Source organism: Rhizobium sp. Leaf384 (genome assembly GCF_001424065.1).
Taxonomy (GTDB): Bacteria; Pseudomonadota; Alphaproteobacteria; order Rhizobiales; family Rhizobiaceae; genus Ferranicluibacter.
The window spans coordinates 627,376-640,768 of the sequence record NZ_LMQE01000005.1; the positions used below are offsets into that span (position 1 = coordinate 627,376).

A 13,393-nucleotide genomic window follows, 5' to 3' on the forward strand; every position below is an offset into this window, starting at 1 on the left:
GTTGACGCGAGCCGGCGCATGTCGCCAACCTGGAGACCGGATTTGGACGATCACACAGCCTTGAACGACGCCGCATTGAAGCAGACGCCCTTGCACGCCCTGCATCTGGAACTGGGCGCCCGCATGGTGCCCTTCGCTGGCTACGACATGCCGGTACAATATCCCGCCGGCGTTCTGAAGGAGCACCTTCATACCCGCGCCGCCGCCGGCCTGTTCGACGTGTCGCATATGGGCCAGGTCGAGCTGCGCGCCGCCTCCGGGACGCTGGAGGATGCGGCACGGGCTCTGGAGAGCCTTGTTCCCGTCGATGTCCTCGGAATCGCCGAGGGCCGACAGCGCTACGCGCTCTTCACCGACGAGACGGGCGGCATTCTCGATGACCTGATGATCGCCCGGCTTCCCGGCCGCTTCCTGATCGTCGTCAACGCAGCCTGCAAGGATGCTGATTTTGCCCATCTGAAGGCGCATCTCGGCGATCGTTTCGCCCTGACTTTGCTCGAGGACCGCGCGCTTCTGGCGCTGCAGGGCCCGCGTGCGGAAGACGTGCTGGCGGAGCTCTGGGCCGATGTGGCGGGCATGCGCTTCATGGACGTCGCGGAAGCCCTGATCCATGATGTTCCCTGCATCATTTCCCGCTCCGGATATACCGGGGAAGATGGCTTCGAGATCTCCATTCCCGCCGACAAGGCCGAGGATATCGCCCGCCGTCTGCTCGATCATCCCGACGTGCTGCCGATCGGTCTCGGGGCCCGAGACTCGCTGCGGCTCGAAGCCGGCCTTTGCCTTTATGGCAACGACATCGATACGAGCACCAATCCGGTCGAGGGTGCCCTTGAATGGGCGATGCAGAAATCGCGGCGGATGGGGGGCGCCCGGTGCGGCGGCTTTCCTGGCGCCGGCACGATCCTCGATGCGCTGACCAATGGTGCCGCGCGGCGGCGCGTCGGTCTGAAGCCCGACGGCAAGGCACCGGTCCGCGGCGGCGCGACGCTCTATACGGATGCGACCGGCACGACCGAGATCGGCAAGGTCACGTCCGGCAGTTTCGGCCCGACCGTCGGCCATCCCGTCGCCATGGGTTATGTCGAAACCGGGCGTGCAGCACCGGGTACCACCGTCTTTGCGGAACTGCGCGGCAAGTTTATCGCCATGACCGTTTGCGCCCTTCCTTTCATCACCCCCACCTACAAGCGCTGATCAGGAGCCAATTCCATGCTGAAATTCACCGACGAACATGAATGGCTGCAGATCGATGGCGACATCGCAACGGTCGGCATCACCAAGCACGCCGCCGATCAACTGGGCGACCTCGTTTTCGTGGAGCTTCCCGAAGACGGCACGGCGCTGACGAAGGGCGAGAGCGCGGCCACGGTCGAGTCCGTCAAGGCCGCCTCGGACGTCTATTGTCCACTCGACGGCGAGATCGTCGAGACCAATCCGGCCATTGTCGAGGATCCCGCGCTCGTGAACGGCGACCCGCAGGGGGCCGGCTGGTTCTTCAAGCTGAAACTCTCCGATCCCTCGGCCGCCAACGCGCTGCTCGACGAGGATGCCTATAAGGAGCTGATTGCCTGATGACGACGCCCGTGAGCACGCCGGCTGATTTCACCTTCACGGACTATCAGCCCTACGACTTTGCCAATCGCCGCCATATCGGCCCCTCGCCGTCCGAAATGGACGCGATGCTCAAGGTGATCGGCTATCCCTCGCTCGACGCCCTGATCGACGACACCGTCCCGGCGTCCATTCGCCAGAAGACGCCGCTCGCCTGGGGTGCGGCGCTGACCGAACGCGAGGCGCTCGACACGCTGCGCGAAACGGCGAACATGAACAAGCCGCTCGTGTCGCTGATCGGACAGGGATATTACGGCACGATTACCCCTCCGGTCGTGCAGCGCAACATCCTGGAAAACCCGGCCTGGTACACGGCCTACACGCCCTATCAGCCGGAGATCAGCCAAGGTCGGCTTGAAGCGCTCCTGAATTACCAGACCATGGTCTGCGATCTCACGGGTCTCGACGTCGCCAACTCCTCGCTGTTGGACGAGGCGACGGCTGCGGCCGAAGCCATGGCCATGGCCGAACGCGTCTCGAAATCCAAGCAGAAGACGTTCTTTGTCGATGAAAACTGCCACCCGCAGACCATCGCGCTCCTGCAGACCCGGGCGGAACCGCTCGGCTGGACGATTCTCGTCGGCAATCCCTTCGAGGATCTGCAGTCGGCCGACGTGTTCGGTGCGATCTTCCAGTATCCCGGGACCTACGGTCATGTCAGCGACTTCACCGGTCTGATCGCGCGCCTTCACCAGACGGGGGCGATTGCCGTGGTCGCCGCCGATCCAATGGCCCTCGCTCTCCTGAAGTCGCCCGGTGAAATGGGTGCCGACATCGCCATCGGCTCGACACAGCGTTTCGGCGTGCCCGTCGGCTATGGCGGCCCGCACGCAGCCTATATGGCCGTCAAGGACACGCACAAGCGGTCCATGCCCGGCCGGCTCGTCGGCGTTTCGGTCGACAGCCGCGGCAATCGCGCCTATCGCCTGTCGCTCCAGACGCGCGAGCAGCATATCCGGCGCGAGAAGGCGACGTCGAACATCTGCACCGCGCAGGTGCTTCTGGCCGTGATGGCGTCGATGTATGCCGTCTTCCATGGTCCGGAAGGCATCAAGGCGATCGCCCAGAGCATCCACCAGAAGACGGTGCGTCTCGCCAAGGGCCTCGAGGCGCTCGGCTATACGGTCGAGCCCGAAACCTTCTTCGACACCATTACCGTCGAGGTCGGAAAACTTCAGTCCGTCATCATGAAGGCAGCCGTCGCGGAAGGTGTGAACCTGCGCAAGATCGGCGAGACCCGCATCGGGATCAGTCTTGACGAGCGGTCCCGTCCGATCACGCTCCAGTCGGTCTGGCGCGCCTTCGGCGGCGATTTTGAAGTATCCACGTTCGAGCCGGACTACCGCCTGCCGTCGGCACTGCTGCGCCGCAGTGCCTACCTCACGCATCCGATCTTCCACATGAACCGCGCGGAAAGCGAAATGACCCGCTACATCCGCCGGCTTTCGGATCGCGACCTCGCGCTCGACCGCGCGATGATCCCGCTCGGCTCCTGCACGATGAAGCTGAATGCCACGGCCGAAATGCTGCCGATCACCTGGCCGGAGTTCGCCGAGATCCATCCGTTCGTTCCCGCCGATCAGGCTCTCGGCTACAAGGCGATGATCGACGATCTTTCCCAGAAGCTCTGCGCCGTCACAGGATACGACGCCATTTCCATGCAGCCGAATTCCGGCGCGCAAGGGGAATATGCCGGCCTGCTGACGATCCGCGCCTATCATCTCGCCAACAACGAGGGACACCGCGACATCTGCCTCATCCCGACCTCCGCTCACGGCACCAATCCGGCCTCCGCACAGATGGTCGGCATGAAGGTCGTGGTCGTCAAGGTCAGTGCGAACGGCGATATCGATATGGAGGATTTCCGTGCAAAAGCAGAGCAGTATGCGGATACTCTCTCCTGCTGCATGATCACCTACCCGTCGACCCATGGCGTGTTCGAGGAAAGCGTGCGCGAGGTCTGCCAAATCGTCCACCGACATGGGGGCCAGGTCTATCTGGATGGCGCCAACATGAACGCGATGGTCGGCCTTTCGCGTCCGGGCGATATCGGCTCCGACGTCAGCCACCTCAATCTTCACAAGACCTTCTGCATTCCGCATGGCGGTGGTGGTCCGGGCATGGGGCCGATCGGCGTGAAGGCGCATCTCGCGCCCTATCTCCCGCGCGATCCGTCCAACCCGGAAAGCGCCGGAACGGGCGCCGTGTCCGCCGCGCCGTTCGGCTCGGCATCGATCCTGCCGATTTCCTGGAGCTACTGCCTGATGATGGGCGGCGAAGGCCTGACGCAGGCAACCAAGGTCGCCATCCTCAACGCCAACTACATCGCCGCACGGCTGAAGGGCGCCTATGACGTGCTCTACAAGTCGGCTAAGGGGCGGGTCGCGCATGAATGCATCATCGACACGCGCCCGCTGGCCGACAGCGCCGGCGTGACCGTCGACGATGTCGCCAAGCGTCTCATCGACTGCGGCTTCCATGCCCCGACGATGAGCTGGCCTGTCGCTGGCACGCTGATGGTCGAGCCGACGGAGTCGGAAACCAAGGCGGAGATCGATCGTTTCTGCGATGCGATGCTTGCCATCCGCGAGGAAGCGCGCGCCGTCGAGGATGGCCGTCTTGATCGGACCAACAACCCGCTGAAGAATGCCCCGCATACGGTCGAAGACCTCGTCGGAGAATGGGATCGTCCCTATTCGCGCGAACAGGCCTGCTTCCCGCCGGGCGCCTTCCGGGTGGACAAATACTGGTCGCCCGTCAATCGCGTCGACAACGTCTATGGCGACCGCAACCTGATCTGCACCTGCCCGCCCCTTGAGGACTACGCAGAAGCAGCCGAGTAGAACTGCTGCGGCGTCACTCCTCGCAGCGGCGCCGCGCATTTTTTGGACGAGAACGATCTGTTTCGTCCAGACATGGCTACCGTCCCGCCGCAACTTGCGCTACGACGGTCCATCATGAGATGCTTAATTATCAATCTGGATCGCTCCCCCGAGCGTTGGCAGCATGTCCTGGCGGAGTTCGAGCGTCAGGGTCTTGTCCCCGAGCGCGTGTCGGCCGTCGATGCAAATCACTTGCCCGACCCCGCCGTCGCCCTGCCGAGCCTCCGACGCGGATGGAAACCCCTGACCGACGCCGAGGTCGCCTGCTTCCTCAGTCATCGCGCATGCTGGCGTCTCGTCGCGGATGGCTCGGATCCCGTGGTCGCCATCTTCGAGGACGACATCGTCCTTGCGGAGGGAGCCGGAGCGCTCCTGTCGACCGGAAACATCCACACAATGGCCGATCTCGTGAAGATCGAGTCGCACGGCCAGCCCGTGCTTCTGTCCCGCCGCGGTTTCACCTTTGCTGAGGGATACCGACACCATCGGTTGTCGAGCCTGCATCTGGGCAGCGCGGGCTATCTCCTGACGAAGGATGGTGCCATCCAGCTGCTCGCCCTTGCAGAGAGCCGCGTGCCCTGCCAGATCGATCACTTCCTGTTCGATCCGTCCTTCCCGGTGATGCGCTACATGAAGGTGCACCAGATGGTCCCTGCCCTTGTGAAACAAGGCCGGCTTTTGCCGACATGGGCCAGCGCTCTTGGTAGCACGATCAGAGACGGCGTCCGGCCCACGACACGGCTCGCGCCCTCATTGAAGATCAGGCGGGAGGCAATGCGGCTGATCCAGCAGCTGGCGGCCTTGCCGAAAACGATACCATCGGCCGTGCGGTATGTCCGCCTGCGGCTCAACCACGTCCCGCACATCGTCCCGGCCCATTGCCGAACCGCGGAGACGCCGCTCGACATGGAGACAGCGGGCGCGCCCGCCGACCCCGCGAAAGCAACACGGTAAGCCGTGTGTCGTTCCCTGAGCGTTGCTGGTTGGCGCTTGCGTGTCAGGCGGCAGGCAGGCTGACGATGAACCGGGCGCCGGCCCGGTATTGAGGGTCGAGAACGATCGTTCCGCCGTGACTTTCGGCGATCCGGCGGGCGAGCGACAAGCCGACGCCGGTTCCGGGATAGAGATCCTCGTTGCGATGAAGTCGCTGGAAGATATCGAAGATCCGGTCAGCGTGACGAGGGTCGATCCCGACGCCGTTGTCGGGAAAGGCGATGTGGACGAAGCTCCCTTCCCGCCACCCGTTGATGGTCAGCTCCGGCGCCACGCCTGTCCGGCGATACTTGATGGCATTCCCGATGATGTTCTGGAACAGCCGCTTCAGGAGTTCCTGATCGCCGATCACATCCGGGAGGTGCTCGACGACAACGCGCGCGCCGCTCTCGTCGATGTGCGCCTGAAGGTTGCCGAGCGCGTCTTCCACGACCTCGCGCAGCTGGACACGCTGGGGGCTCGCGATCCTGTCGGCGATCCGCGCATAGTCGAGCAGACTGTCGACCAGCTGGATCAGGCGTCGCGACTTTTCATGAAGCTTCGCCGCGTAGGATGAAACGTTGCCGAGATCGTTCGTTGCGATGTCGTCGGAGATCATCTCGGCGAACATGGAGATTTGCCGCATCGGCGCCTTGAGATCGTGGGACACGCTGCTCGTGAACTGTCCAAGCGCGTCGTTCTTGCGCTGGAGCTCGAAACTCTGCTCGGCAATCCGGATCTGCTGCTGCTTGATCTCGGTAATGTCCCGGCCCACGGTGACATATTCGACCAGTTCTTCGCCCTCGAAAACGGCCAGGTTCGACCACTGGATCCAGACCTCCGCGCCACCAGCCGTGATCCGGCGTTGCTCACGCATCGTTGCCGGGGCATCCGGCGTCAGGCCGCGAAGCGTGGCTGTCAACGGATCCTCGCGATCGATGAAATCGCCGACCTTCCGCCCGACGACAGCGTCCGGAGACAGGCCGATAAAGGCTGCGAACCGCTGGTTGACGAAGGTATAGACCAGATCCGGCGAGAGCCGGGTGATGAGATCGGGAATGGTTTCGACGAGCGTCGCGTAATCCTGGCGCTGACGCTCCAGGGCCATTTCGACGCGCTTGAGATCGGTCACATCGACGCGGATTACCACCGTATTGCCGTCGGCCATCAGCGTGTTTTCGGCCCTCAGCCAGCGGCCATTGCCGTAGGAGATGATCTCGGCGCGGCCATCGGCCCGTCGGAAGAAGTCGAGCTGCCGTGTCACCCACGCTTCCGCTTCCGGAGATCCCGGGGGTGCGGGCGCCATCCCGTCGGCAGACAGGAAACTGGCCGCGATCTCGACCACGGACATGCCGATCCGCAAGCGGTCTCCGACCGGGCCGAAGAGAGCACGATAAGCCCTGTTGCAGAGAAGCAGACGCTCGTCCCGGTCGTAGATGGCGATGCCTTCGGCGATCACATCAAGCGCGGTATCGACTGCTCGGGAGGACGAGGCGATCTCCGGGACGTCGGGCCGGTGGCGGATCGAAATGACCCGAAGGACATATGGGTCGCCCCCCGCGTCGCCATGCACGGCGACCGTCCGCGTCATGCCGGAAAAAGACGCGCCATCCGCGCGCCTGTAGAGAACGGGGCCCGATTGATCGACAGTGGCGTCCGCTTCGCCAGCGCCGTCGACCAGAAGGGAAAAGGGCTGACCGATCAGGGAAACGGGGTCATAGCCGAAGACGGTCGCGCATCCCGGGTTGGCTGACTGGATCAGCCCCCGAAGATCTGTGACAACAACGGCATCGGGAAGAGCATCGTAGAGCGCCTGGAGAATCGTCCGGTCCGGGATCGGCAAAGCGGGCCTCTGCAGCGTGTCGGGGCAAGGCGCCTGATCGGAGCGACAACGCCCTGCCGGTTGAAGTCGGTCGGCATGATACGTCATTCTGCCGCAGACGCCAGAACATCCCGGAGACGTGGCCGAGACCACGTCACTCTTCTGTTCCAGACGCGTCCGACCGCCTTATGGCAGCGCTTTAGCCGACCCGCACGACGGCATCGCCTTTGGCGGCGAGCGCTGCCAGATCCGCGGGCTTCAACTCGACCGATTCGCCGCAGCCGCAGGCCGAGGTCTGGTTCGGATTGTTGAAGGTGAAACCCGAGCGCATCTTCGTGACTTCGAAGTCCATGCGCGTGCCGAGCAGATACAGGACCGCTTCCGGTGCGACCCAGACCCGCGCGCCGGCATGCTCGATCAGATCGTCTTTGGCATTGGGTTCGGTGACGAGATCGACGGCATACTCCATGCCGGCGCATCCGCCCTTCTTGATGGAGAGCCGGATGCCCTTCGTCTCGCCACCCGCATGTTCAACGATGGCGTTGACGCGCTGCGCAGCCGCGTCGGACAGGCTCATGACCGCAAAACCCATGGAAATCTCCCTGCAACATCCGGGTTCAAGGCCCAGTGCTTCGCATGTGAATGTAAGACCCTCTTGCCCGGCGATCAATACCAGCCGACAGCGACCTGCGCCTCTTCGGACATCCGGTCGGGCGTCCACGGCGGGTCGAAGGTCATCGAGACCTCGACGCCCGACACGCCTTCGACCGCGCCAACGGCGTTCTCGACCCAGCCCGGCATTTCACCGGCCACCGGGCAACCGGGCGCCGTCAGCGTCATGGCGATCTTGACCATGCGGTCATCCTCGATGTCGATCTTGTAGATCAGCCCGAGTTCGTAGATGTCGGCCGGAATTTCGGGGTCATAGACCGTCTTCAGTGCCGAGATCACGTCGTCCGAAAGGCGCGCCAGTTCCTCCGGCGGAATGGCGGACTGAACGATCCCGTCGCGGGCGTCCTGTGTCTCGCCGGCAGATTCGGCCTGGGTTTCAGCTGTCATGCTCGTATCCTCACGCAAAGAATGTCCGCGCCTTTTCCAGCGCGGCGACCAGCACGTCAACTTCGGCGCGCGTATTGTAAAGCCCGAACGACGCCCGGCAGGTGGACGTCACCCCGAACCGCTTGAGCAGCGGCATGGCGCAATGCGTGCCGGCCCGCACAGCGACCCCGGAGCGATCGATCACCGTCGAGATGTCGTGGGCATGAACGCCCTCGATCTCGAACGAGAAGATCCCGCCCTTGCCCGGCGCCTGTCCGATGACGCGCAAAGCGTTGACCGACTGGAGCCGCTCTGCCGCGTAGGCGGCCAGACCGGCTTCGTGCTGCGCGATCCTGTCGCGTCCGACGCCGTCCATATAGTCGAGCGCAACCCCGAGGCCGATCGCCTGCACGATCGGTGGCGTCCCGGCCTCGAAACGATGCGGCGGCTCGTTGTAGCTGATGGCGTCCTCGCTGACGTCGATGATCATCTCGCCACCGCCCATGAACGGGCGCATCTCCGCCAGCCGGTCCTTCTTGCCGTAGAGCACGCCGATCCCCGACGGACCATAGAGCTTGTGGCCGGTCATGACGTACCAGTCGCAGTCGATGTCCTGGACATCGACCGGCATATGCACCGCCGCCTGGCTGCCATCGACCAGAACCGGAATGCCGCGCTCGTGCGCGATGCGGCAGATCTCCTTGACGTCGACGATTGTGCCGAGCGCATTCGACATGTGCGTGATCGCGACCAGCTTCGTCTTCGGCGTCAGGCACTTCACGAAGTCATCGATATGAAAGGCACCCTGATCGTCCACCGGCGCCCAGACCAACTTTGCGCCCTGCCGTTCGCGAATGAAATGCCAGGGCACGATGTTGGAGTGGTGCTCCATGATCGAGATGAGGATCTCGTCATCGGCACCGAGCTTCGGCATGCCCCAGCCATAGGCGACCGTATTGATCGCCTCGGTGGAGGACTTGGTGAAGACGATCTCGTCCACCGAAGCCGCGTTCAGGAAGCGCCGCACCTTCTCGCGCGACAGTTCATACGCATCGGTCGCAGCATTCGACAGGAAATGCAGGCCACGATGGACGTTGGCATATTCGTTGGCATAGGCGTGGCTGATCGCATCGATGACGACCTGCGGCTTCTGGGCCGACGCGCCATTGTCGAGATAGACGAGCGGCTTGCCGTAGACGGTCCGCGACAGGATGGGAAAATCCTGTCGTATCCGCTCGACGTCATATGCCTGTGGGGAGACCGTCTGGTCCATGTTGCCTCTGCTTTCTGCCTCGGTGCGAGCGCCGGCCCGATGCGATCAGGCGTGCCGCGCCAGCCATTCGGAGATGATGAGCTCCAGCGGCTCGATCAGCGCCTCGTCTTCCAGCTCTTCCACGATCTCGTCCACGAAAGCGTTGACCAGCATGGCGCGTGCCCTGTTTTCCGGGATCCCGCGCGCCTGGAGATAATAGAGATGCGTTGGGTTAAGATCGATCACGGTGGCACCGTGGCCACACTGGACGTCGTCCGCGAAGATCTCCAGCTCCGGTTTTGCGGCGAAGTCCGCATCGTCCGACAGGAGCAGCGTGTTGCACGCCATCTTCGCATCGGTCTTCTGTGCGTCCTGCGCCACCCGGATCTGTCCCTGGAACACGCCACGCGCCTTGTCGAACAGAACGTTGCGGATGATCTCGGTGGAGGTCGTGTTCGCCACGTCGTGGCCCAGCGTGAAGGTCACGTCCGTCAGTGTGTCGCCACCCATCAGGTTGATGCCGCGCAGCTTGAAATCCGAGCCTTCGCCCGTCACCACGCCGTGCACTTCCTGGCGCACCAGCTTGCCGCCGGCGTTGATGACGAACAGCCGAAACGACGCGTTTTCGCCGAGCTCGAAGTTGAGCTGTCCGAGATGCGTGTCCTCCGCGCCCTGCTGCTGCAGCAGGATCCAGGTCACCTCGGCACCGTCCTCGACGATAAGGTCGGAAACGGAGGAAACAAGGCTCGGCCGGCCGTCGACCGAAAGATGCCGCTCAATCACGGTCGCCTTCGATCTGGGGCCAAAGGTCACGGGGAAGCGGCTGTGACTCTGGCCGGCGCCCTGCACGATCTGGAGCTCCAGCGGCTGCGCGAGAACGGTTCCCTCGAGGATCTCGATCTCGAACCCGTCGCGGACGAAGGTGCCATTGATGCGGCCGATGGCATCTTCCGCATTCCGCTCGACCAGATCCCCGGCCGCGGTGCCGTCCAGCAGGCTTTCGCCGTAGCGCTTGACGTGAAGGCCCTCGGGCGCCTGCCCGGCATCCGCATGCCCGTTGATGACGGTCAGAACGGCCGAGCCTACGGCCAACGGCTCGACCGGCTCCGCAAAGGCCGATCCGTCGAATGCCGGCACGGTGCGCAGCAATGCGCGCAGGTCCGTGTAATGCCAGGACTCCAGCCGACGCGTCGGCAGGCCCGCATCCTTCAGATCGGACAGAAGCGTGTCCCGCGCGGAGAGAACGGCGCCGTCACCGGGCAGATCGCTCAGTTGATGGCCGTACGCCTCGAGCAGCGCCTGCTCGGCGGCCGTCCGGGTGATCGTGTTTTGAATGTTCATGAGCAAACGCTCCTTCAAGCCGCCGCGCCGATGATGTCGGCATAGCCGTTGGCTTCCAGGTCGAGCGCCAGCGACTTGTCGCCGGTCTTGATGACCTGGCCCTTGTACAGGACATGGACCGTGTCCGGGACAATGTATTCGAGCAGGCGCTGATAATGCGTGATGACGATCACGGCACGATCAGGCGACCGCAGCGCGTTGACGCCATCGGACACGATCTTCAGCGCATCGATGTCGAGCCCCGAATCGGTCTCGTCGAGGATGCACAGGTTCGGCTCGAGCAGGGCCATCTGCAGGATCTCGGCGCGCTTCTTCTCACCGCCGGAGAAGCCGACGTTCAACGGGCGCTTCAACATGTCGGGATTGATCTTCAACTCGGCGGCGGCTTCCTTCACCCGGCGGATGAAATCGGGAGTCTTCAACTCCTCCTCGCCGCGATACTTCCGCTGCTCGTTCATCGCCACCTTCAGGAACTGCATGGTGGCAACGCCGGGGATCTCGACCGGATACTGGAAGGCGAGAAAGATGCCCTTGGCTGCCCGTTCGGAAGCGTCGAGTTCGAGAATGCTCTCGCCATTGTAGAGGATGTCGCCCTCGGTGACTTCATAGTCTTCGCGACCCGAAAGAATGTAGGACAGCGTCGACTTCCCCGAGCCGTTCGGCCCCATGATAGCGGCAACTTCGCCGGCCTTTACGGTCAGGTTCAGCCCGCGGATGATCTCGGTCCCGTCCTCGGCGATCCGGGCATGGAGGTTTCTGATTTCAAGCATTGGTCCACTCTTTCGTACGACGGTACCGACCTGTCCTGCAGACGGTCGATCGTTCAGTTCCATTCATGTTCGCGACGAGGGCGGCCGGCCCTTGGGTCGGCCGCGATCGTTCAAGCCCGTGGTCGGGCGATCAGCCCACGGACCCTTCGAGCGAGATCCCGATCAGCTTCTGCGCTTCGACCGCAAATTCCATCGGCAGTTCCTGGATGACCTCTTTCACGAAGCCGTTGACGATCAGCGCGATCGCCGCTTCTTCCGGGATACCGCGCTGCAGGCAATAGAACAGCTGGTCCTCGGAGATCTTGGAGGTCGTCGCCTCGTGTTCGAACTGCGCCGTCGAGTTCTTCGCCTCGATGTAGGGCACCGTGTGCGCGCCGCAGCGATCGCCGATCAGAAGCGAATCGCACTGCGTGAAGTTGCGGGCGTTCGTCGCCTTGCGGTGCGCCGACACCTGGCCGCGATAGGTGTTCTGCGACACGCCGGCGGCGATGCCCTTGGAGATGATGCGGCTCGACGTGTTCTTGCCGAGATGGATCATCTTCGTGCCCGAATCGATCTGCTGGTGGCCGTTCGACACCGCGATCGAATAGAACTCGCCGCGGCTGTCGTCGCCGCGCAGGATGCAGGACGGATACTTCCAGGTGATCGCAGAGCCGGTTTCGACCTGCGTCCACGAGATCTTCGACCGCGCACCGCGGCAATCGCCACGTTTGGTCACGAAGTTGTAAATGCCGCCCTTGCCGTCCTTGTCGCCGGGATACCAGTTCTGGACCGTCGAATACTTGATCTCGGCATCGTCGAGCGCGACAAGCTCGACCACGGCCGCGTGCAACTGGTTCTCGTCGCGCTGGGGTGCCGTGCAGCCTTCGAGATAGGAAACGTAGGCGCCCTCTTCCGCGATGATCAGGGTCCGCTCGAACTGGCCCGTGCCCTTTTCATTGATGCGGAAATAGGTGGACAGTTCCATCGGGCAGCGAACGCCCTTGGGAATGAACACGAAGGAGCCGTCCGTAAAGACCGCCGAATTCAGCGTGGCGTAATAGTTGTCGGTCGTCGGGACGACGGTTCCCAGGTACTTCTTTACGAGATCCGGGTGCTCGCGGATGGCCTCCGAGATCGACATGAAAATCACGCCGGCCTTCTTCAGCTCTTCCTTGAACGTCGTCACCACCGAGACGGAGTCGAACACGGCATCGACGGCGATCTTCGAGGTTTTCACGCCGGCAAGCAACTCCTGCTCGCGCAGGGGAATGCCGAGCTTTTCGTAGATCTTGAGAATCTCCGGATCGACGTCGTCGATCGAGGTCGGACCAGGCGTGCTTTTCGGCGCAGCGTAGTAGGAGATCGCGTTGAAATCGATCTTGGGATAGTTGACGCGCGCCCAGTCCGGCTCGGTCAGCGTCACCCAACGGCGATAGGCCTCGAGGCGCCATTCGAGCATCCAGTCGGGCTCGTCCTTCTTGGCGGAAATGAACCGGATGATCTCTTCCGACAGGCCGTTCGGAGCCTTGTCCATCTCGATCATCGACTCAAAACCATACTTGTACTGGTCAACGTCGATCAGCTTTACCTGATCGATTGTTTCCTGCACGGCAGCCATGTCATTCTCCCGACTTGCCGGATGTCAAGGATCCGGCCCTCTGTGGGGCACGATCGTGTCGTGCCGTTCATGTAATGGATCGATCGGGCAGTTTCACCCTTT

Annotated in this window: 11 protein-coding genes; 4 read left to right on the forward strand and 7 right to left on the reverse strand. The window is 63.0% G+C overall.

The features are described from left to right. The first annotated feature begins 60 nt into the window (after window positions 1-60). The 4 genes from gcvT (at window position 61) to ASG25_RS11400 (ending at window position 5,450) form a co-directional block, all read left to right on the forward strand. Window positions 61-1,197, forward strand: a complete 1,137-nt coding sequence (gene gcvT, locus ASG25_RS11380) for a glycine cleavage system aminomethyltransferase GcvT (protein WP_244475311.1) — start codon at window positions 61-63, stop codon at window positions 1,195-1,197. A 15-nt stretch (window positions 1,198-1,212) separates the two neighbouring features. Continuing rightward, window positions 1,213-1,575 carry a glycine cleavage system protein GcvH gene (gcvH, locus tag ASG25_RS11385; protein ID WP_062473564.1) on the forward strand — a complete coding sequence of 121 codons (363 nt, stop codon included), beginning with the start codon at window positions 1,213-1,215 and terminating at the stop codon, window positions 1,573-1,575. Between the two features lie 11 nt (window positions 1,576-1,586). Continuing rightward, window positions 1,587-4,457 carry an aminomethyl-transferring glycine dehydrogenase gene (gene gcvP, locus ASG25_RS11390; protein ID WP_062474514.1) on the forward strand — a complete coding sequence of 957 codons (2,871 nt, stop codon included), beginning with the start codon at window positions 1,587-1,589 and terminating at the stop codon, window positions 4,455-4,457. A gap of 114 nt (window positions 4,458-4,571) precedes the next feature. Next, window positions 4,572-5,450 carry a glycosyltransferase family 25 protein gene (locus tag ASG25_RS11400; RefSeq protein ID WP_162242186.1) on the forward strand — a complete coding sequence of 293 codons (879 nt, stop codon included), beginning with the start codon at window positions 4,572-4,574 and terminating at the stop codon, window positions 5,448-5,450. A 43-nt stretch (window positions 5,451-5,493) separates the two neighbouring features. Here the strand turns inward: ASG25_RS11400 and ASG25_RS11405 are convergent, their stop codons facing one another. From ASG25_RS11405 to sufB, 7 genes are all read right to left on the reverse strand, one after another. Then, on the reverse strand, window positions 5,494-7,311 hold the full coding sequence (locus tag ASG25_RS11405) for a PAS domain S-box protein (protein ID WP_062473573.1): 1,818 nt from the start codon (window positions 7,309-7,311) through the stop codon (window positions 5,494-5,496). A gap of 178 nt (window positions 7,312-7,489) precedes the next feature. Next, the gene (gene sufA / locus ASG25_RS11410; protein WP_062473576.1) at window positions 7,490-7,882 is read right to left on the reverse strand and encodes a Fe-S cluster assembly scaffold SufA; all 393 of its coding nucleotides are present in this window, start codon (window positions 7,880-7,882) and stop codon (window positions 7,490-7,492) included. A gap of 74 nt (window positions 7,883-7,956) precedes the next feature. Beyond that, window positions 7,957-8,349, reverse strand: a complete 393-nt coding sequence (locus ASG25_RS11415; protein ID WP_062473587.1) for an SUF system Fe-S cluster assembly protein — start codon at window positions 8,347-8,349, stop codon at window positions 7,957-7,959. Between the two features lie 10 nt (window positions 8,350-8,359). After that, window positions 8,360-9,601, reverse strand: a complete 1,242-nt coding sequence (locus ASG25_RS11420; protein ID WP_062473589.1) for a cysteine desulfurase — start codon at window positions 9,599-9,601, stop codon at window positions 8,360-8,362. Between the two features lie 45 nt (window positions 9,602-9,646). Further along, window positions 9,647-10,921, reverse strand: coding sequence for a Fe-S cluster assembly protein SufD (gene sufD, locus ASG25_RS11425; protein WP_062473591.1), 1,275 nt, complete (start codon window positions 10,919-10,921; stop codon window positions 9,647-9,649). A 14-nt stretch (window positions 10,922-10,935) separates the two neighbouring features. After that, window positions 10,936-11,691, reverse strand: coding sequence for a Fe-S cluster assembly ATPase SufC (sufC, locus tag ASG25_RS11430; protein ID WP_062473593.1), 756 nt, complete (start codon window positions 11,689-11,691; stop codon window positions 10,936-10,938). Window positions 11,692-11,821: 130 nt separating this feature from the next. Further along, window positions 11,822-13,291, reverse strand: coding sequence for a Fe-S cluster assembly protein SufB (gene sufB, locus ASG25_RS11435; protein WP_062473595.1), 1,470 nt, complete (start codon window positions 13,289-13,291; stop codon window positions 11,822-11,824). Window positions 13,292-13,393: the final 102 nt, after the last annotated feature.

Excerpts from the sequence above, each read along its gene's own strand:
- gcvH (WP_062473564.1), top strand. The coding sequence starts at position 1,213 with ATGCTGAAATTCACCGACGAACATGAATGGCTGCAGATCGATGGCGAC.
- ASG25_RS11400 (WP_162242186.1), top strand. The coding sequence starts at position 4,572 with ATGAGATGCTTAATTATCAATCTGGATCGCTCCCCCGAGCGTTGGCAG.
- sufA (WP_062473576.1), bottom strand. The coding sequence starts at position 7,882 with ATGGGTTTTGCGGTCATGAGCCTGTCCGACGCGGCTGCGCAGCGCGTC.
- ASG25_RS11415 (WP_062473587.1), bottom strand. The coding sequence starts at position 8,349 with ATGACAGCTGAAACCCAGGCCGAATCTGCCGGCGAGACACAGGACGCC.
- ASG25_RS11420 (WP_062473589.1), bottom strand. The coding sequence starts at position 9,601 with ATGGACCAGACGGTCTCCCCACAGGCATATGACGTCGAGCGGATACGA.
- sufD (WP_062473591.1), bottom strand. The coding sequence starts at position 10,921 with ATGAACATTCAAAACACGATCACCCGGACGGCCGCCGAGCAGGCGCTG.
- sufC (WP_062473593.1), bottom strand. The coding sequence starts at position 11,691 with ATGCTTGAAATCAGAAACCTCCATGCCCGGATCGCCGAGGACGGGACC.
- sufB (WP_062473595.1), bottom strand. The coding sequence starts at position 13,291 with ATGGCTGCCGTGCAGGAAACAATCGATCAGGTAAAGCTGATCGACGTT.